We start from the raw sequence: 19,682 nt of genomic DNA on the forward strand, positions 1-19,682 counted from the left end.
AGTAGACTGTGTCGAGCCTCCGCAACGCGGGGTGGGTTACGATTCGATAAATCAAGACAGGAGCCCGCATGACCTCCCGTGACGCCGGCCCAGGCGAGACCATCACCCTCACCGACCTGGCCCGCCTGGCCTCGGTCGGCCGCAACGCCGTCAGCAACTGGCGGCGCCGAGAGCCCGACTTCCCCGCACCGGTCGACGACTCCGCCCGCCGCCCCCGCTTCTCCCTGCCCGCCTTGGAGTCCTGGGCCGCCGCCCACGGCCGCGACCTCAAGGTGACCGGCGCCGACCGACTCTGGTTCCGCCTCGCCGCCGACCATCCCACCGCCGAAGCGGCCCTCGAAGCGGTCGCCGCGGCCTTCGACGGCGACGGGGACCTGGCCGCCGAGGTCAGGGCGCTCGCCGCCGAGACCCTCGGCGCCGACCTCTTCGAGTTCTTCATCGAACGCGCCCGCGAGGCCGAGGGCATCGGCGTCCCGCCCGGGATCGGCCCCCTCGCCGACACCGCCGCCGCCGTCAGCGCCGAGCACGCCGCGGCCGCCCCGGAGATGCGCCTGCACGACCCCGCCTGCGACGAAGGGGACCTCCTCAGGGCCGCCGCCGCGAAGCTCGGCCCCTGCGCGGTCCTCGCCGGGCAGGACCTCTCCAGCGCCCGCGCCGCCATCGCCGAACGGCGCCTGCGGCTCCTCGACTCGCACCAGCGCGGCGGCGGACCCGTCGGCAACCGCTCCGTCGGACAGGCCGAAGTCGTCGTGCACGTGGGCGATTCGCTCCTCACCGCGCTCCCGGCGGAACGCTACGACCTGGTCGTGTGCGACCCGCCGTTCAACGTCAAGGACTGGGGCTACGACCGCCTCCCCGACGGCGACGACCCCCGCCTGGCCTACGGCACCCCGCCGCGCACCGAACCCGAACTCGCGTGGGCCCTCCACTGCACCGCGCTCCTCGCCCCCGGCGGCCACGCCGTCGTGCGCATGCCCGCGCAGGTCGCCCACCGCCGCTCCGGGCGCCGCATCCGCTCCGAACTCCTCCGCTGGGGCGCGCTCCGCGCCGTCGTGGACTCTCCCGAAGCCAAGGCCCACATCTGGGTCCTCGCCCCCCGCGGCGAGACCACCCAGCTCCTCGTCTCCAACGGCCGCGACTTCGCCGCCGCATGGCACGCGTTCACCGCCGCCCCCGACGCCCCCCTCGCCACCCCCGACTCCGTCACCGTCCCCCTCATGCGCCTGTGGGACGAGGACGTCGACGTCTCCCCCGCCGTCTACCTCGCCAGCACCCCCGGCGGCGCCGAGGACCTCGCCGACGCCGTCGCCGACCTCGGCTCGCGCCTGGAGGCCGTCGCCGGGCGGACGCTCCCCCGGTTCACCCGCGGCGCAGAGGAATCGGCCCCGGAGACGAGCCTCGGAGACCTCGAACGCGACGGCCACCTCACGGTCGCCCCCGGCACCAGGCCCCCCGGCGCGGCGGACCCCGGCGAGGAGCCGACCGGGCCCCGCTGCGTCATCGTCGACCCCGTCGGCGAACCGCCGGTGCGCATCGGCCCGCGCGGGGAGGCGACCGAGATCCAGTGGACCGTCGAGTGCGGCCCCGCCGTGGACCTCGCATGGATCGCCGCCGCACTCTCGGCGCGGCTCCCCGCCGCGTCGAAGCGCACCGCCACGGGAGCCAAACGCCGCATCCTGTCCGTGAAGATCCCGCGCCTCGCCCTCGCCGAGCAGCAGCGCCGCGGCGCGGCCTTCGCGCAGCTGGAGGAGCTCCGCTCGACCCTGACGCAGGCCGGGCGGCGGGCCGAGGCCCTCGCCGCGGAGGCCGCCGCCGGACTCGTGTCCGGAGCCGTGAAGACCGAGGACTGAGAAGGAGATGCGAAACGGCCGGGCTCTTGCCCGGCCGTTTCGATGTCGGTGGTCTGGCGACCTGCGGCCTTGCCGCGTCGTGGAGCCGCTGACAGGATTCGAACCCGCAACCTACTGTTTACAAGACAGTTGCTCTACCGTTAAAGCTACAGCGGCCTGCCTGCGCCGTTACCCCAGCGAGACGGTTCGATTCTAGCCGACCGGTATACCGCCGCGGGACCCCCGGAGGCGCAGCGGTCCCAGGCGGCGCACCCGGCCCACGCGGTACCGGGAGTTCGCGGCCCCGTCCAGCCCCTCCGCCGCGGCATTCGTCTCCGACCGGCAACACCGCCGGGAGCCTAAACTGGGCGGATGGCGACCCCTGAGCGATCCTCCCTTTCGGCCCGGCCCCGCGCGCCGATCCCGGTGGCCGCCGCGGTGGTCCTGCTGTGGGCGATGGTCGCGGCGATGGCGTGGCTGGTCGCCGTCTCGGCGGTCATGACCTCGTTCCGGGTCTCGACCCGCTTCTCCGGCTCGGCGAGCGCCCTCGCGTACGTGGAGCCGCTCTTGTTCCTCGCGGTCGCCGCGGCGACCGCGCTTGCGGCCGTGAAGGTCTGGACGGGGCGCGACTGGGCGCGGCGGTCGGTGGTGATCGTGTGCGCGACGGTCCTGGTGACGGCGCTGGCGACCCGCGCGGGCCTGACGTTCGGGACGGGCCTGGCGGGGACGCTCGTGCTCGCGGCGCTGCTGGTCCTGCTGGTCCTGCCGGTCTCGCAGCGCTGGTGCGACGAATCGTCGGACTGCCACAGTCCGCGGATCGGGGAGCGGGAGGAGCCGCCGTTCCTGGTGGTCGCGCAGCTCGTGATGCTCTGGGCCGCAGTGGTGTTCGCGGTGCAGACGGGGACCCGTGCCGTCCTCGCCGAGGACGGCGCGGACTGGCTGGGACTGCTGCTGGTCGCGGCGGCGGTCGTCCACGCCGCGTTGAACATCGGGATGACCCGCCGCCGCAGGTGGGGGTGGCTGGGGACCGTCGGACTCGCGGCGGTCTACACGCTGTGGCTGGTCGCCGCGGCGGTCGCGTTCGGGGCCCGGGGCGGGCCCTGGGCGGTTCCGGCGGCCCTCGCCCTGGTCCCGGCCGCGTTCCTGTGGGCGCTGCTCAAGCCCGAGACCCGGTCCTGGTGCCGCCCCGTCGGCTGAGCCCGGAGGCTAGTCGCGGAACGAGAACACCTGGAGGCCGTCGGGGAGGATGCACGCCAGGCGCGTATCCGTTGCGTCGCAGGCGTACAGCTCCAGGTCAGTGCTCAGCTCCGCGCGGGACCCGTCGCGGCCCAGGCCCGTGACGCCGCCGGTGACGGTGCCGAACGTGGACCGGCCGGGCCAGGCGAGCGCCGAGCCGCCGTCGATCGGATCGAACGTCTCCTCAAGGGAGTTCCCGACCGCGTCGAAGCCCTTGTCGTAGATCTGGGTCCGCTTCGAGTCGCCCGCGTAGTACTCCACGAGGAGCCGGTCCCCGAGGGGCTCGATCCACCCGTACTCCTGGTCGTCGAAGTCGTGGGAGATCTCCTCCTTGTCGGCGTCGTACACCCGCCAGTGGTACACGTCGGTCTGGTCGTCCACCGACTCCGCGACGCACACCAGGGCCTCGCCGCACTCGGTCATGTCGGCCGGGCCGACGTCCCCGGACTCGATGAACTGCGAGTCGAGCTGCTTGAGGTCCTCCAGGCCGTACACGTTCAGCTCGTACCCGGTCTCCTTGTCGGCGGCCACGTACAGGTTCCCGTCCCACGCGAAGTACATGTCGTCCACGGTCTCGATCTCGCGCTGCACGACCGAGTCGCCGCTCTCGATGTCGTAGACGTGCATGACGTTGTCGCTGGTGACCGCCCACAGCCGACCGTCGCCGTTCGCGGTCTCGGTGGGCGCGTTCAGGTCCGCGGGGACGCCGTTGAGCCCCCAGGACCGCACCGTGGCGTCCTCGGTGCCCGCGGTCCACTCGGCGACGCGCTCGCCATCTGAGTCGAAGACCTTGAAGTCGGCGCCCGCGTCCTGCTCGGGGCCGACGACGAGGAGGTCGCCGGAGCGGGCGGCGGTGCGGCTCGCGGTGGTCTGGGTGTTGCGGACCTCGCCGGTGCCCGGGTCGAGGAACACGAACTTGTACTCCCCGGTCTCCACTTCCTGGGAGAGGGCGAGGAGCTCGTCGGACATGAAGTAGCCGGTGTTCCAGCCGTCGCCCTTGAGGACGGCGTCCTGCGACCACACCGGGTCGCCGGTCTCGTTGGACAGGGCCCGGACGTGCATCTCCTGGCCCGACTCGTCGTCGGAGGCGGTGGTGTAGAAGAACACCGAGAGGTCGCCGCGGGAGCGGACCTCGTAGATCCCGTCGTCGAGTTCGCCGCTCACCGCGGTGGCGGGGGCGACCTCGGTGAGGCCGTCGGCGAACGGGCGCTGCTTGTACGGGTTGAGCAGCCACCACGCGCCGATCGCGACCGCCGCGACGAGCACGGCCGCGGTCACGCCGATCGCGATCCACTTCGGAGGAATACGGCGGGCGGTGTGGACGGTGCCGCGCCGCGGCGGCGGGAGCGGCGCGCCCCCGCTGCGGCGCAGCAGGACCGTCTCGTCCGAGGCGGGGGTCACCGGCGGCAGGCCCATCGAGGGGGCCGTCAGGACCGAGGGCGGGGAGGTCACGGCCGCGGGCGGGGTGACCGGGACGGCCGCGGTCATCGCCAGGGCCGCGCCCTCCGAGACCGGCAGCTCGGGCTGTTCGAGGACCGTGGGCGCGATCCCCAGTCCCTCGTGGAGCATCTTGGACACCATGGGCATCCGCGAGGACCCGCCGACGAGGAACAGCCCCGCGAGCTGCTCGGGGCGGCGCCCGGTGAGGCCGAGGACCCGCTGGGTCTCGCCGACCGCGCGCGACAGCAGCGGGCGCGAGATCTGGTCCAGCTCGCCGCGGGTCAGGTGCAGCGACTGCGCCATGTCCGGGACCGTCACCGGCGCGACCGAGGACCGCGACAGCATCTCCTTCGCCGCCCGCACCTCCTCCCACAGCTCCCGGCGGTTGCGCAGTTCGCTCGCGCCGCTGGGGTTTTCGAGCCGCTTCCAGATCTCGGGCTCGCGCCGCCGCACCGTCTCCCCGATGTGGGCGACGAGGGCCGCGTCGAAGTCGAGGCCGCCGAGGTCGGGCAGGCCGCCGTCGGCGAGCACCCCGAACGAGCCGTCCGGCCGCCGCTCCAGGACCGCGATGTCGAGCGTCCCGCCGCCGAAGTCGAACACCGCCAAAGGCTGGCCGGTCCGCACCTGGTGGGACAGGCGCGACGTGTAGTAGTGCGCGGCCGCGACGGGCTCGGTGAGGATCTTCACCGGCCGGTACCCGGCCTGCGCGGCCGCGTCGTGCAGCGACGCGCGCCGCTGCTCCGACCATGCCGCCGGGCACGTCAGCACCGCGTCGGGCAGCCGCCCCACCGACTCGACCGCGGCCTTCGCGACCCGCGACAGGATCGCCGCGAACGCCGCCGTCACCGGGATCTCCCTGTCCCCCAAGAGGAGCGTCCCGTCGGAGATCCGCTGCTTCGGGTTCGGCTCGAACCGCTCGGGCGCGGTGAGCGCGAGCCGCTCGGCGTCCTTCCCGGTGTGGAGCGTCCCGGCGGGGTCGAGGAACACCGCCGAGGGCATCACCGGGGAGCCGTCGAACAGGAGCGGGCGGGTGCGGCCGTCGGGCCACACCACCACGGCCACGGTGTGGGACGTACCGAGGTCGACGCTGAGCAGGTAATCGGCCGGCATGGTCGTGCAGCTCCGGGGTGTAGGGCGTGCGGGAGGGTTTCAGGTTAGTGCGCGCTCACTACCGGCGCTGGCGCTGGACCTCGGCGAGTGCGATGGACGCGGCGACGGAGGCGTTCAGGGACTCGACCTCGCCGCTGATGGGGATGCCCGCGCGGTGGTCGCAGGTCTCGGCGACCAGGCGGGACACGCCCTTGCCCTCGTCGCCGACGACGATGAGCAGCGGGTCGGCGGCGACGGGGAGGTCGAACACGTCGACGTCGCCGCCGCCGTCGAGGGCGACGGTCATGAACCCGGCCTGCTGGCAGGCCTGGATCGTGCGGGTGAGGTTGACGACCTTCGCGACGGGCAGGCGCGCGGCGGCGCCCGCGGAGGTCCGCCAGGCGACGGCGGTCACGGAGGCGGCGCGCTTGGACGGGATGATGAGGCCGTGGCCGCCGAACGCGGCGGCGGAGCGGATGATCGCTCCGAGGTTGCGCGGGTCGGTGACGCCGTCGAGGGCGACGAGCAGCGGCGCGGTCCCGGAGGTCTGGGAGATGTGGAGGAGGTCCTCGAACTCGGCGTACTCGTACGGCTCGATCTGGAGGCCGATGCCCTGGTGGAGGGCGTTGTTGGTGCGCCGGTCGAGGTCGCGGCGGGCGAGCTCCTTGATCGGCAGGTCGCGGTTCCCGGCGATGCGCACGGACTCGGCGACCCGGTCGTCCAGTTCCGTGCCGAACGCCACGTACAGGGCCGTCGCGGGGACCTTCGCGCGGAGCGCTTCGAGCACGGGGTTGCGGCCGAGGATGAGCTCGGGCTCGTCGTCGCGGCGGCGGCGGCGGGTGCCGGTGGGGCGCGGGGCGCGGCCGATGTTCGTGGTGCGGCCTTCGGAGGCGGCCTTGGCGCGCTCGGCGGACTGCTTCCGCTGGGTCTTCTGGGGCTTGTCGTCCCCGGTGTACTCCTTGTGCCAGGGGCGGTCGGCGGCCTTGAGGGTGCGGCCCTTCCCGGCCAGGCCCTTCTTGCCCCCGCCGGAGCCGATCTTCGGGCCGGCCTTGCTGGTCTTGCGACGGTTCGGGTGCCCGCCCTTGGTGCTCATCGGTTCAAGTTCCCCAGTGGTGTCGGTCGTCTGCGGACGGGCGGTCGCCTAGTCCACGGTCCACACGGGACCGCGAGGGGTGTCCTTGACGGTGATGCCGGCGTGCGCGAGGTCGTCGCGGATGCGGTCGGCAGCCGCGTAGTCCTTGCGGGCCCTGGCGTCGGCGCGCTGTTCGAGTGCGAGCTTCACGAGCGCGTCGACGGCGCCGGTGAGCTTCGCGTCACCCGGGTCGTCCCATTGCGGGTCGAGCGGGTCGAGGCCGAGCTGGTCGAGCATAGCTCGGACCGCGGCCCCGACGCGGGCCGCGGCGGCGTCGTCGCCGGTGGTCGAAGCGGAGTCGAGGGCGGCGTTGCCTGAGCGGGCCATGTCGTGGATCACGGCCACGGCGGCGGGCGTGTTCAGGTCGTCGTCCATCGCGGCGGTGAACTCCGGCGCGAGGGCGCCGCCGATGACGGCGTCGCGCCCGAGCGCCTCGACCGTACGGTGTACGAAGTTCGAGAGGCGCTCCCACGCGGACTGGGCCTCGGCGAGCGCGTCCTCGGAGAAGTCGACGGCGGACCGGTACTGGACGCCGGTGAGGTAGTAGCGGATCGCCGCGGCCGTGAAGCCCTTCTCGCCGAGCGCGGCCACCGACAGGGTGTTGCCCAGGGACTTCGACATCTTCGTGCCGGAGAGGTTGAGCATCCCGTTGTGCACCCAGTACTTCGCGAACCCGAGCCCGGCGGCGCGGGACTGGGCGAGCTCGTTCTCGTGGTGGGGGAACATGATGTCGGTGCCGCCGCCGTGGATGTCGAAGGCGTCGCCGAGGTAGCGGCGGGCCATCGCGGAGCACTCGATGTGCCATCCGGGGCGGCCGGGCCCCCAGGGGGACGTCCAGGCGGCGTCGGCGGGCTCGCCCGCCTTGTGGGCCTTCCACAGGCCGAAGTCGCGGGAGTCGCGCTTGCCGCCGCCGGGCTCGGCGGAGGCGAGCATGTCCTCGGGGCGGCGGTGGGAGAGCTGGCCGTACTCGGCCCAGGAGGACACGGAGAACCAGACGTCCCCGGAGTCGGTGGCGTAGGCGTGGCCGCGTTCGATGAGCGCCGAGACGAGGTCGATCATCTGGGTGACGTGGCCGGTGGCGCGCGGCTCGTACGTGGGGGCCTCGACGTTGAGGGCGGCGTAGGCGGCGGCGAGCTTCCGCTCGTTCTCGTAGGCGATGGCCCACCAGGGGCGGCCCTGCTCCTCGCCGCGGACGAGGATCTTGTCGTCCACGTCCGTGACGTTGCGCACGTAGGTGACGTCGTAGCCGGTGCGGCGCAGCCAGCGGATGAGCACGTCGTAGGAGACGCCCGAGCGGAGGTGCCCGATGTGCGGCGGGCCCTGGACGGTGAGGCCGCACAGGTAGACGCCGACGCGCCCGGGATTCCGGGGCTGGAATTCGCGGATCGAACGGGTGCCGGTGTCGTACAGTCGCAGGCTCACCCGTTGATTCTAGACAACCGGGGACCGCCCCTAGCGCCCCGAGGGCCGCGTGTCAAGGGCGCGAGACGGAACGGGCCCCCGGCTCGCGCCGGAGGCCCGTCATCGGGAGGCAGTCGGTGTCAGGAGGCGGCCCTAGGCGGCCCTGCGGCGCAGGGCGACCATGACGCCGCCGCCGACCGCGAGGACCGCGGCGAGGCCCACCAGGAGCCCGGTGGCGCCGGTGCCGGTCTTGGGGAGGACCCCGGAGCCGGACGCGTCGTCAGAGGGGTTCTCGGACGGGTCGCCGCCGCCGGGGACGGCGTCCCCGGCGATGTCCCACAGGGTCGTGGTGCCGGAGATCTCGTTGCCGACCGCGAGCATGGGCCGCCCGGTCGGGGAGTCGGCGGCCGCGACGAACGCGATCGACTCGGGCCCGGTGTCGCCGCCCTGGCCCGCGGCGGGCTCGGCGGTGAAGTCGCGGTTCGACACGTAGTCGACGTAGACGGCGTTCGCGGGGTCGGTGACGTCGTAGACCATGACGCCGCCCTGCCGCTCCAGCGCGATGAACGCGTACACGGCGTCGCCGATCTGTCCGACGGCGACGGCCTCGGGCTCGGGGCCCTTGTCGTCGGAGCGGTCGTCGAAGTCGTTGGCCTCGTTGTCGGCGTTGAAGTTCGCGGACTCGACCTCGGCGATCACGGCCTCGAACTCGGCGCCGGAGTCGAACACGAGGTCGCCGTCGGTGGACCAGATGGAGAACGAGCGCCCGCCGAACGAGTACAGCTCGTCGTAGCAGCCGTCCTCGGTCCGCCCGAGGGTGGAGGTGACCTTCAGGCGGCCCAGCGCCTCGTCGGCCTGGAGCGCGTCGAGGTCGGCGCCGCCGAAGGCGCCCTCGCACAGCTCCAGGTCCTTGACGCGGGCCTCCTCGGAGTAGTCGCCCCACTCGCGCACGTCGCCCTCGTTGGCGGTGACCAGGTACGTCTCGCCGCCGGTCGCGAACGAGTCGATCCCGTCGGGCAGGTACATGCCCTGCACCGGCCACGCCGTGATGTTCACCTCGCCGTCCTTGTCGGAGGCGTCGAGGCCGTTCCCCTCGGCCGCGTGGTCCTTGAAGCCGAGCGGGAGGAGCTCGGCGACCTCACCGGCGGCGAGGTCCACGACGGCGATCGCGTTGTTCTCCTGGAGGGTCACGTACGCGGTCGCGTCGTCCTCGATCGTCACGTACTCCGGTTCGATCGCCCGCTGCACGGCGTCGCCGCCGGTGAGGTCGGGGCCGAAGACCCGGAAGCCCTCGGGCAGCGAGTCCTCGTCCCACGCGGTGAAGTCCGCGGTGGTCACCGCGTAGGTGGCGGCGTCGACGATGGAGACCGTCCCGGCCGGGTCCACGGCGTAGTCGTCGTCCGGTTCGCCCTCGTCGGCGGTGACGGCCTTGGACCCGTCGGGGGTGAACGCGATCGAGTCGGGCTGGGAGCCGACCTGCGCCGAGCCCTGGAAGACGCCGTCGGTGCCGAAGAACGCGACCCAGCCCGGGTCGGTCTTCACGGGGGCCTCGACGGCGACCGCGACGGTCCCGCCGTTCACGGCCACGGAGTTGACGGTCGCACCCGCCTGGCCCAGGGCGGCCGCGGCGTCGAGGACCGCGTGCTTCACCGGGTCCGCGGGGTCGGACACGTCGATCACGTCGACCACGCCCGCTTCGGCGTTCACCGCGAACACGCGCTTCGTCGCGGGGTCGTAGGCCGTGATCTCGGACCCGCCCGCGGCGAACGCGCCGGTCGAGTAGGTGCCCAGGACCGACAGGTCCAGGGCCGGGTCGTCCTGGGCCAGCGCGGGGACGGGCACGGCGAGGGCCGCCAGCCCGACCGCGAGCGCGGGCACGAGCAGTCGCTTCTGCACAGCGGTTTCCTGACTTCTCGGGGGATGCGGGGGTGACGGCCCCAGTCCACCGAGGCCAGGGGTCCCGGGGCGGAGCGGCGGGGAAACGGGGAGTGAACTCCGGGTCGCGAATCGGCCCCCGCGTAGTACCCCGGTACCGGTTGCGGCCCTTTCCTCCCCCCGTGGCACGAACGCGAAATCGGTCCGCGCGCCCATGCGCGCAGGCGCCCCGCGCTCATAGACTTGGCCCGTCCCTGACCCGCGATTCCCGGATGGGAGCCCCATGATCACCGCGAAGGGTCTGTACAAGCGGTACCGCAAGACGGTCGCCGTAGACCACCTCTCCTTCGACGTGCGCCCCGGCGTCGTCACCGGATTCCTCGGCCCCAACGGGTCCGGGAAGTCCACGACCATGCGCCTCATGCTCGGCCTCGACCACGGCGAGGGCGAGACCCTCTTCGACGGCCAGCGGTTCGGCACGATCCGCCGCCCCATGAACGAGGTCGGCGCCCTCCTAGAGGCGAAACCGTTCCACCCCACCAGGTCCGCCCGCAACCACCTGCGGATGCTCGCCGCCGGCAACCGGATCGCCGACTCCCGAGTGGACGAGGTGATGGAGTTCGTCGGCCTCGGCAACGTCAAACGCAAGAAGCCCAAGGGGTACTCCCTGGGCATGGCGCAGCGCCTCGGCCTCGCCCAGGCCCTCCTCGGCGACCCCGGCACGCTCCTGCTGGACGAGCCCACCAACGGCCTCGACCCGCACGGCATCCACTGGATGCGCGACGTCCTCAAGACCCTCGCCTCCGAGGGCCGCACCATCTTCGTGTCCTCGCACCTGCTCTCGGAGATGCAGCTCATGGCCGACGAGCTCGTCGTCATCGGCCGCGGCACGATGATCTTCAACGGCGACGTCGACACGTTCGTCCGCGAGTTCACCCAGTCGCAGGTCGTCGTCCGCGGCCCCGACACCACCGCGCTCGCCGCGGCGCTGAAGACCGAAGGGGCCGAAGTGGTCCCCGAGGCCGACGCGCTGGTCGTCTCCGGCCTGGAGATCGGCAAGGTCGGGCACCTGGCCTTCACCGCGGGCGTCGAACTGCACGAGCTGTCGACGCGCCGGGCCTCCCTGGAGGAGGCGTTCATGTCCGCGACGGGCGCCTCCGGGCAGTTCGTCGCCAAGGACCCCGTCGCCGCTGGAGGGAACCCCGATGCTTGACGCACTGCGCTTCGAGTGGAAGCGCCTGACGACGCTCCGCTCCACCTACTGGCTCATCGGCATGGGCCTGCTCGTGTCCACCGGCGTCGCGGTCCTCGTCGGCGTCGCCGCCCGCAACGACCCGGTCTCCGCCGACATCATGTGGATCGCCCTCAACGGCGGCGCCGGGTTCGGGCTCCCGTTCCTCGCCGTGTTCATGGCGATCATCGGGATCTTCGCGTGCGGCCACGAGTACCGCCACGGCACGATCCAGCCGACCCTCACCTCGCTCCCGCAGCGCAACCGGCTCATCCTCGCGAAGCTCGCGGTCGTCCTGTCCACGACCCTCGTCGTCACGCTCGTGTCGATGGCGGTCAACCTCGGCGTGGTGTACGCGGTGTGGGGCGAGGCCCCCGGCCTGTTCGACGACCCCCTCGGGACGTCGCTCATCGGGTACGTCGTCTACATGCTCCTGTACGTCCTCGTCGGCTTCGGCCTGGGCCTGCTGTTCCGCGGCGTGCCCTCGGCGCTGGTCGTCATCTTCCTGATGCCGCTCATCATCGAGAACATGGTCATGGGCCTGTCGATGATCCCGCAGCTCGACTGGCTCGTCCCGGTCGTCAAGTTCCTCCCGTTCTCCGACGGCGCCCGCCTCCTGGAGCTGAGCGCCCCCGGCGACTTCGGCCCCGGCGCCCCGGACTTCGACCTGTTCCCCCGCTGGGGCGCCGGAGGGATCTTCGCCCTCTTCGCGGCCCTCATCCTCGCCTCGGCCTGGACCCTCTTCAAGAAACGCGACGCCTGATCGCAGACACGACCGCGGCCCGTGGCATCCGCCACGGGCCGCGTCTCGTTACCTTGGAATCGTCGTACCCGTCGGCAAGGGTTGTCGCCGGGGGCCCGAAATCCCCGAAACCCCCGGTGCTTGGTGTGCCCGAAAACCGCGAAGCGGCCCCGGGGCGATGCCCCGGGGCCGCTCGCGCGTGTCCGCTACTGCTGCGCTTCGAGTTCGCGGCGCACGAGGTCCGCGGTCTCGATCGAGTTGAGGGCCGCGCCCTTCATGAGGTTGTCGGCGACGACGAAGAACTCCAGGGAGTTCGGGAAGTCGATCGACTGGCGGATGCGCCCGACCTGCGTGCCGCCCCGCCCGACCGAGTCGATCGGCATGGGGAACACCATGTTCTCCGGGTCGTCCACCAGGTCCACGCCCTCAGCGGCCGCGAGCACCCGGTGCGCCTCGGCCACCGTCACCTCGCTCGCGAACGTCGCGTGCACGACCTGCGAGTGCCCGACGGCCACGGGCACGCGCACGCACGTGGACGCGACCTTCAGGTCCGGCAGGCCCAGGATCTTGCGGGACTCGTTGCGGACCTTCAGCTCCTCACTGGTCCACCCGTCCTCGCGCCACCCGCCGACCTTCGGCACCACGTTCAGCGCCAGCGGCGCCCCGAACGGCGCGTTGAACTCCTCGCCGAGCACCAGCCGCAGGTCGTTCCCGGCCGTGCCCACGCCCTCGGCGCCGCCGACCTTCTGGAGCTGCGCATACAGCGCCTCCAGCCCTTCCTTGCCCGAACCCGACGCGGCCTGGTACGACGCCACCGACATCGACACCAGCCCGAACCGCTCGTTCAGCGCCGCGAGCGTCGGGATCAGCGCCAGCGTCGTGCAGTTCGCGTTCGCGATGATCCCCTTCGGACGGTTCGCGGCGTCGCCGGGGTTCGCCTCCCTGCACACCAGCGGCACCTCGGGGTCCATGCGGAAGTACGCGGACTTGTCGATGACGACGACGCCCTTCGCGGCCGCCACCGGCACCCACTCGGCCGACACCTCGTCGGGCAGGTCGAAGTGCGCGATGTCGATCCCGTCGAACACGTCCGGGCCGATCGCCTGCACCGTCAGCACCTCGTCGCCGACCTCCAGCTGCTTCCCGGCGGACCGCGCGGAGGCGATGAGGCGCACCTCGCCCCAGTTGCCGCGCTCCTTCGCGATGAGCCGGCGCATGATCGACCCGACGACGCCCGTGGCGCCGACGATCGCGACGTTCAGCTTGCGCGCCATGCCTACCGCCCCGTCCCCGCGTACACGACGGCCGTCTCATCGCCGCCGAGGTCGAACTTGTCGTGCACCGCGCGCACCGCCGCGTCCAGGTCCGTGTCCCGGCACACCACCGAGATCCGGATCTCCGACGTCGAGATGATCTCGATGTTCACGCCCGCGTCCGCCAGCGCCTGGCAGAAGTTCGCCGTCACGCCCGGATGCGACCGCATCCCCGCGCCGATGAGCGACACCTTCCCGATGTTCTCGTCGTAGATGAGCTTCTCGAACCCGATGGCCCCCTGGTGCTTCTTCAGCGCCTCGGTGCCCTTCGGCCCCGACTCCTTCGGGAGCGTGAACGAGATGTCCGTGTGCCCGTTCCCGGCCGTCGACACGTTCTGCACGATCATGTCGATGTCGATCTCGGCGTCCGCGATGACCTGGAAGATCTGCGCCGCCGCACCCGGCTTGTCGGGCACGCGGGTCACCGTGATCTTGGCTTCGGAGCGGTCGTGCGCCACGCCGCTGATGAGTGCTTGCTCCACGGAAAGATCCTCCATGTAACCCGACACCATCGTGCCGGTCTTGGTCGAGTACGACGAGCGGACGTGCAGCGGGAGCCCGTACCGGCGGGCGTACTCCACCGCCCGCAGGTGCAGGATCTTCGCGCCCGACGCGGCCATCTCCAGCATCTCCTCGAACGTGATCGCGTCGAGCTTCTTCGCATTCGGGACGATCCGCGGATCGGCGGTGAACACCCCGTCCACATCCGAGTAGATCTCGCACACGTCCGCCTCCAGCGCCGCAGCCAGCGCCACCGCCGTCGTGTCCGAGCCGCCCCGGCCCAGCGTCGTGATGTCCTTCGTGTCCTGGCTGACGCCCTGGAACCCGGCGACGATCGTGATGAACCCCTCGTCGAGCGAGGACCGGATCCGCCCGGGAGTGACGTCGATGATCCGGGCCACGCCGTGCGCGGCCGTCGTGATCATCCCCGCCTGCGAACCGGTGAACGACCGCGCCTGGAACCCCAGGTTGTTGATCGCCATCGCCAGCAGCGCCATGGAGATCCGCTCCCCCGCCGTCAGCAGCATGTCGAGCTCGCGCGGCTCGGGGACGGGCGACACCTGCGCGGCGAGGTCGAGCAGCTCGTCCGTGGTGTCCCCCATGGCGGAGACGACGACGACCACGTCGTCGCCCCGCTTTCGCGTGGCCACCACTCGCTCGGCGACGCGCTTGACGCGCTCGGCATTCTCGACCGATGAACCGCCGTACTTCTGCACGACTAGCGCCACGGGTTTCACCTCACTCGCTCATGTCTCGCGTGACATTCTCGGCGCCCCAGAGGGGCGGCCATGTCACCTTAGCTGCGCGTACCGGTGTGTCGCCAGGTCGTTCCGGGTGCCGGGACAGAGAATCGGCCGGTGGGAACGAGATGGACGAACCGGACAGTGGCGGCGCTCACGACGGCTGCGGTGATCGCCGCGGCAGGATGCGGCACCGCCACCGCCGAGCCCGAACCGCACGAGCCCCCGCCGCGACACAGCGCCCAGGCCACCCTCATCGGGCGCGTCACCAGGGCCCTCGACACGACCTTCACCGCCGAGTACACGTGGTCGGAGGGCGGCACCGTCACCATGTGGGCCGCCCAGGACGGGACCTGGCGCGTCGACGTCCCCGACTGGGGCCTCGGCGGCACCGTCGACGTGACCGTCGCCTGGACCACCGGCGGGTTCTTCCAGTGCGCCGCCGGCCGGTGCGTGAAACTCGCCGGCATCACCGGCGAGATCCCCGGCCGCTACGACCCCCGCGTCCAACGCCCCTTCACCGAATGGCTCCCGCTGCTCCTCGACCGGCACATGCCCTTCTCCGTCGCCCAGGACGGCGACTGCTTCACCCTCACCCCCAACACCGTCGTCGTCGACACGCCCATCCCCGGCGGCGAATGGTGCCTCGACGACGACGGCACGATCCTCTCCGTCCAGACCGGCGAGTTCGGCACCCTCGAACTCGAAGGCGAACCCGCCGAAGCCGCCGCCACGGTCGAACTCCCCGGCGACATCGTCGAAGAGGAGCCCTTGAGCGCCAAAGCACCCCCCGAGCCCACACCCACCCCCGACCCGTCCGCGACCCCCACCGGGACGCCCTCACCCGACCCCTCAGCCACCCCCGCCGAAACCCTCAGCCCGTCCCCCGATGAGGCGACATGAGAGTAAGGAAACCGACACGACATGCGGTTTCCGCTGCTGAGCGTGGCACCATGAACGATGGCGACGACGCCGACCGGCCCGAACCGGCGGCCCCGCCAGGGGCGCCGGCGGCGGGCTCGACCGCAACCGAAGGACCGCCCATGAACGCACCCATCGACCGCCACGCCACGACGGCGGTCCCCATCCACCCGCTCCTGGCCACCCGCCACTCCACCCGCGCCCTCGCACCCGACACCGACCTCACCGACGCCCAGATCGCCGCGCTCCTCGAAGCCGCCCGCTGGGCCCCCAGCGCCGGCAACACCCAGCCGTGGCGGTTCCTCCTCGCCAAGCGCGGCACCGGCGAGTTCAAACGCGTCCTCGACTGCCTCAACCCCGGCAACCGCGACTGGGCCGGCCACGCCTCCGCGCTCCTGGTCGCCGTCCGCACCGACGCGAACGCGAGAGGCCCCCTGTCCCACGCCATGTACGACCTCGGGCAGGCCATGGCGCACCTCACGTTCCAGGCCGCCGCCGAGGGCCTCACGGTCCGCCAGATGGGCGGCTTCGACGCGGCGGCGCTGGCCTCGGAGTTCGACCTGGAGGCGCCGCTGGTGCCGACGACGGTGGCGGCGATCGGCGTGGCCGGGGACCCGGCGGACCTGCCGGAGCACGTGGCCGGTCCGGACCGGAAGCTGCGCGAGCGGCTGCCGGTGGAGGACCTGCTCATCGAGCCGTAGGCCGGGCCCGTCCGTCCCGGCGGCCCGGGGCGACGCGTCCCGCATCCGCGCCGCGCCGTCCCACGATCCGGGCATCGGGATCGACCGGCGCCGGTTCCGCGGTGTACGCTCGCGGGGTCATGCGGTACTCGATGCTCCTTATCTGCCGCGGCGGGGCCAACTAGGTCGGCCTCCTCGCCGCGGGTTTTCGCATGCCGGCTGGATCAGTCCCAGGCTCAGACAACCAGCGTCATTCTTCAGGAGCATTCCCGTGACTTCCACGTCTTCCTCCGCGCCGTTCGCCGATCGCGCGAAGCGCTACCAGCCGTACCACTCCCAGTTCAAGGTCGCCCTGCCCGACCGGACCTGGCCCGACAAGGTGGTCGACACGACCCCGATCTGGTGCGCGGTGGACCTGCGCGACGGCAACCAGGCCCTCATCGACCCGATGACGCCCGACCGCAAGAAGAAGATGTTCCAACTGCTGGTCTCCATGGGGTACAAGGAGATCGAGGTGGGCTTCCCGTCGGCCTCCCAGACCGACTTCGACTTCGTGCGGATGCTGATCGAGCAGGACCTCATCCCCGAGGACGTCACGATCCAGGTCCTGACCCAGTGCCGCGAGCACCTCATCGAGCGGACCTTCGAGAGCCTGCGGGGCGCGAAGCAGGCCATCGTCCACTTCTACAACTCGACGTCGGTGCTCCAGCGCCGCGTCGTGTTCGGCCTGGACCGCGACGGCATCACCGACATCGCCACGCAGGGCGCGCGGCTGTGCCTGAAGTACAAGGACATCCACACCCCCGACACAGCGATCCGCTACGAGTACTCCCCCGAGTCGTACACGGGCACGGAGCTGGACTACGCGGTCGAGGTGTGCGCCAAGGTCGCCGAGGTCATCCAGCCGACCCCCGACTGGCCGCTGATCGTGAACCTGCCCGCCACCGTCGAGATGGCCACCCCCAACGTCTACGCGGACTCCATCGAGTGGATGCACCGCAACCTCCCGAACCGCGAGTCCCTGATCCTGTCCGTCCACCCCCACAACGACCGCGGCACCGGCGTCGCCGCCGCCGAACTGGCCGTGCAGGCCGGGGCCGACCGCGTCGAGGGCTGCCTGTTCGGCAACGGCGAGCGCACCGGCAACGTATGCCTGGTGACCCTGGGCATGAACCTGTTCAGCCAGGGCGTGGACCCCCGGATCGACTTCTCCAACATCGACGAGATCAAGCGCGCCGTCGAGTACTGCAACCAGCTGCCCGTCCACGAGCGGCACCCGTACGCGGGCGACCTGGTGTACACGGCGTTCTCCGGCTCGCACCAGGACGCCATCAAGAAGGGCTTCACGCACCTGGAGGCCGACGCGGACGCCGCGGGCGTCGCGATCGACGACTTCACTTGGGGCGTCCCGTACCTGCCGATCGACCCGAAGGACGTGGGCCGCACGTACGAGGCGGTCATCCGCGTGAACTCGCAGTCCGGCAAGGGCGGCGTCGCGTACGTCATGCAGAGCGAGTACGGCTTCGACCTGCCGCGCCGCATGCAGATCGAGTTCAGCCAGGCGATCCAGCGCGCCACCGACGCGTCCGGCAAGGAGATCTCCACCGAGGAGATCCACGAGGTGTTCCGCAGCGAGTACCACCCGGAGTACCAGCCGCGCACCCGCCTGGTCGTGGAGGACCACGACACGACGTACGCCGACGAGAAGCTGAACCTCGACGCCACCATCGTCCTGGACGGCGTCGAGCAGAAGGTCTCCGGCACCGGCAACGGCCCGCTCTCCGCGTTCACCGACGCCCTGTCCACTGTGGGCGTCCACGTCGAGGTCCTCGACTACGCCGAGCACGCCCTGTCCGCGGGCCAGCACGCCCAGGCCGCCTCCTACGTCGAGTGCGCCATCGACGGCCGCACCGTCTGGGGCGCGGGCGTCCACCCGAACATCGTCCTCGCCACCATGCGCGCCGTCGCCAGCGCCTACAACCGCGCCTAGGACTCCGCCGGGCCTCGCGGCCCGGCGAGGTCGCACCTCGGCCGGGACCCGGCCGCCCTGTTGCAACCCGAGACGCCCCACCGGCCGTCCCGCATTCCCGCGCGCCCGAACCAGGAGCGCCGCACCCGGAGAGGCCACAAGCCGACCACCACGAAGCAGCAGCGACCAATACAAGAACCCGCAGGGGCGGACCGCGATGCGGCCCGCCCCTACGGCGTCCCCGGTCAGGAGGCCATGGCCCAAAGCCCGGGATAGGCGGTGACGAGCCCGTCTCGGTCCACCTCGATCTCGGACTGGAAGTCCCCGGACTCGTACCGGTAGCGGTCGTCGGCGAGGCGGGTGTACCGCTGGTCGGCGGCGCTGAAGAGGGGCTCGGGCGCCGGCTGGACGTAGACGATGCGCAGATCGGCCGCGTCCCCTGCGGCGAGGCCGAGGCGGCGGATCGGGAGCGTGTTGGTGAACGGGGTGAGGGCGATGTCGATGTCGGTGCAGCCGTTCAGATCAGGCCGGGCGCGCCCGTCCTCGCTCCAGTTCCCGGCGTCGTCGCGCACGAGGGTCCGGCGCGAGTCGCCGTGGAACTGGACGGACAGGAAACGAGTCTGCCAATCCGCATCGCACTCGACCCGGTAGGCCAGGCGGATCGGGTCCCCCTCCGGTGCGGCCAGGACGACCCCGTCGGCGACGACGCCTTCTGCATCGGCCCGCAAGTCAAGATGCTCACTGCCCGGCCACTGCACCGACTCCCACATGATCTGGCGCCGCAGCACATCACGATAACCATCCATCATCATGGGAGGTTAACACTTCTCACTCTCATCGTAAACCAGTAAAATAATTGAATGGTTAACAACGGCGGCGGCCAAGAGGCCCCTGGAGCGCTCGAAGCAGTGCGAACCCTGCTCAACACCTGGCGCATCCCCAACGACACCCGCCGGGCAGAAGACGAGTTCGACGCCTACGCAAGTGAAGCCCGACTGCCCCAAACCCAACGGCAGACGATCCTGGACCTTCGCGAAGACCTGCGGGCGGCCGTCGAGCACACCGCCGACACCTCCGAAACCCTCAACCACTGGATCACCCACCTCAAGATCCGCCCCCACCTCACCAACGGCGCCATCGAATACAGACCCGATCAGCCGCCGACCCCACTCGCCGCCACCCTCCTCGCGGCCGTCCTAGAGGCGATAGCGGCGAACCGGTGGCACCGGCTCAAAGCCTGCCCCGACTGCCGCTGGGTCTTTTACGACCACAGCCGCAACGGCAGCAAACGCTGGTGCCTCATGACCGCAGGCGGCCCCGACGGCCGCTCCTGCGGCGGCATCGCAAAAGTCCGCGCCCACAGAGAACGCACTCGCACCGCACAATCCACAAGCCCCTGAACTGCGAATCAATAGCCATCCACAGAGTTATCCACAAGTAGCTTCTTCACATTCGACACTCGGCTGCCCCACCTGTTGTAGTAGATAGCAAAAAACGCCATCCGGTATCGGCGGGATGGCGGCGACAGAGGGAATTCGCGAACGTCGCCATACCAAGGCCAGGCGCGGGACACCACCCGCGGC

The 19,682-nt window shown here is 71.5% G+C and carries 15 protein-coding genes and 1 tRNA gene; 8 read left to right on the forward strand and 8 right to left on the reverse strand.

Annotated features, from left to right (window positions below):
- The first annotated feature begins 68 nt into the window (after positions 1-68).
- A complete protein-coding gene (locus tag ACFFXY_RS01000; protein ID WP_382344999.1) occupies positions 69-1,850 on the forward strand; it encodes an N-6 DNA methylase in 1,782 nt (593 codons plus the stop codon).
- Positions 1,851-1,930: 80 nt separating this feature from the next.
- On the opposite strand, the gene ACFFXY_RS01005 is transcribed toward ACFFXY_RS01000, so the two are convergent.
- Positions 1,931-2,006 (reverse strand) — tRNA-Thr (locus ACFFXY_RS01005).
- Positions 2,007-2,201: 195 nt separating this feature from the next.
- On the opposite strand from ACFFXY_RS01005, the gene ACFFXY_RS01010 reads away from it, so the two are divergent.
- Positions 2,202-3,026 (forward strand): hypothetical protein, encoded by an 825-nt coding sequence (locus ACFFXY_RS01010; protein WP_382345001.1) that lies wholly within the window; start codon positions 2,202-2,204, stop codon positions 3,024-3,026.
- Between the two features lie 9 nt (positions 3,027-3,035).
- Here ACFFXY_RS01010 and ACFFXY_RS01015 read toward each other — a convergent pair whose 3' ends face one another.
- The 4 genes from ACFFXY_RS01015 to ACFFXY_RS01030 form a co-directional block, all read right to left on the reverse strand.
- A complete protein-coding gene (locus tag ACFFXY_RS01015; protein ID WP_382345003.1) occupies positions 3,036-5,615 on the reverse strand; it encodes an Hsp70 family protein in 2,580 nt (859 codons plus the stop codon).
- Between the two features lie 58 nt (positions 5,616-5,673).
- Positions 5,674-6,687: a 23S rRNA (guanosine(2251)-2'-O)-methyltransferase RlmB gene (gene rlmB / locus ACFFXY_RS01020; RefSeq protein WP_382345005.1), complete on the reverse strand. Its 1,014-nt coding sequence runs from the start codon at positions 6,685-6,687 to the stop codon at positions 5,674-5,676.
- Positions 6,688-6,735: 48 nt separating this feature from the next.
- The gene (gene cysS / locus ACFFXY_RS01025; protein ID WP_382345007.1) at positions 6,736-8,148 is read right to left on the reverse strand and encodes a cysteine--tRNA ligase; all 1,413 of its coding nucleotides are present in this window, start codon (positions 8,146-8,148) and stop codon (positions 6,736-6,738) included.
- Between the two features lie 132 nt (positions 8,149-8,280).
- On the reverse strand, positions 8,281-10,023 hold the full coding sequence (locus tag ACFFXY_RS01030) for a choice-of-anchor I family protein (protein WP_382345010.1): 1,743 nt from the start codon (positions 10,021-10,023) through the stop codon (positions 8,281-8,283).
- Between the two features lie 262 nt (positions 10,024-10,285).
- On the opposite strand from ACFFXY_RS01030, the gene ACFFXY_RS01035 reads away from it, so the two are divergent.
- On the forward strand, positions 10,286-11,215 hold the full coding sequence (locus ACFFXY_RS01035) for an ATP-binding cassette domain-containing protein (protein WP_382345012.1): 930 nt from the start codon (positions 10,286-10,288) through the stop codon (positions 11,213-11,215).
- On the forward strand, positions 11,208-11,996 hold the full coding sequence (locus ACFFXY_RS01040; protein WP_382345015.1) for a DUF2705 family protein: 789 nt from the start codon (positions 11,208-11,210) through the stop codon (positions 11,994-11,996). The genes ACFFXY_RS01035 and ACFFXY_RS01040 overlap by 8 nt, the downstream gene beginning before the upstream one ends.
- A 185-nt stretch (positions 11,997-12,181) precedes the next feature.
- On the opposite strand, the gene ACFFXY_RS01045 is transcribed toward ACFFXY_RS01040, so the two are convergent.
- A complete protein-coding gene (locus ACFFXY_RS01045) occupies positions 12,182-13,249 on the reverse strand; it encodes an aspartate-semialdehyde dehydrogenase (protein WP_382345017.1) in 1,068 nt (355 codons plus the stop codon).
- Between the two features lie 2 nt (positions 13,250-13,251).
- Positions 13,252-14,517 carry an aspartate kinase gene (locus tag ACFFXY_RS01050; protein WP_382345019.1) on the reverse strand — a complete coding sequence of 422 codons (1,266 nt, stop codon included), beginning with the start codon at positions 14,515-14,517 and terminating at the stop codon, positions 13,252-13,254.
- A gap of 129 nt (positions 14,518-14,646) precedes the next feature.
- Here ACFFXY_RS01050 and ACFFXY_RS01055 point away from each other — a divergent pair, with 129 nt between their 5' ends.
- From ACFFXY_RS01055 to leuA, 3 genes are all read left to right on the forward strand, one after another.
- Positions 14,647-15,432, forward strand: coding sequence for a hypothetical protein (locus tag ACFFXY_RS01055; protein ID WP_382345021.1), 786 nt, complete (start codon positions 14,647-14,649; stop codon positions 15,430-15,432).
- A gap of 140 nt (positions 15,433-15,572) precedes the next feature.
- On the forward strand, positions 15,573-16,151 hold the full coding sequence (locus tag ACFFXY_RS01060) for a nitroreductase family protein (protein WP_382345023.1): 579 nt from the start codon (positions 15,573-15,575) through the stop codon (positions 16,149-16,151).
- A gap of 244 nt (positions 16,152-16,395) precedes the next feature.
- Positions 16,396-18,120 (forward strand): 2-isopropylmalate synthase, encoded by a 1,725-nt coding sequence (gene leuA, locus ACFFXY_RS01065; RefSeq protein WP_382347315.1) that lies wholly within the window; start codon positions 16,396-16,398, stop codon positions 18,118-18,120.
- A 224-nt stretch (positions 18,121-18,344) separates the two neighbouring features.
- On the opposite strand, the gene ACFFXY_RS01070 is transcribed toward leuA, so the two are convergent.
- Positions 18,345-18,911: a putative glycolipid-binding domain-containing protein gene (locus tag ACFFXY_RS01070; RefSeq protein WP_382345025.1), complete on the reverse strand. Its 567-nt coding sequence runs from the start codon at positions 18,909-18,911 to the stop codon at positions 18,345-18,347.
- A gap of 48 nt (positions 18,912-18,959) precedes the next feature.
- Here ACFFXY_RS01070 and ACFFXY_RS01075 point away from each other — a divergent pair, with 48 nt between their 5' ends.
- A complete protein-coding gene (locus ACFFXY_RS01075; protein WP_382345027.1) occupies positions 18,960-19,499 on the forward strand; it encodes a CGNR zinc finger domain-containing protein in 540 nt (179 codons plus the stop codon).
- Positions 19,500-19,682: the final 183 nt, after the last annotated feature.

Source organism: Glycomyces mayteni, assembly GCF_042428885.1.
Taxonomy (GTDB): Bacteria; Actinomycetota; Actinomycetes; order Mycobacteriales; family Micromonosporaceae; genus Glycomyces; species Glycomyces mayteni.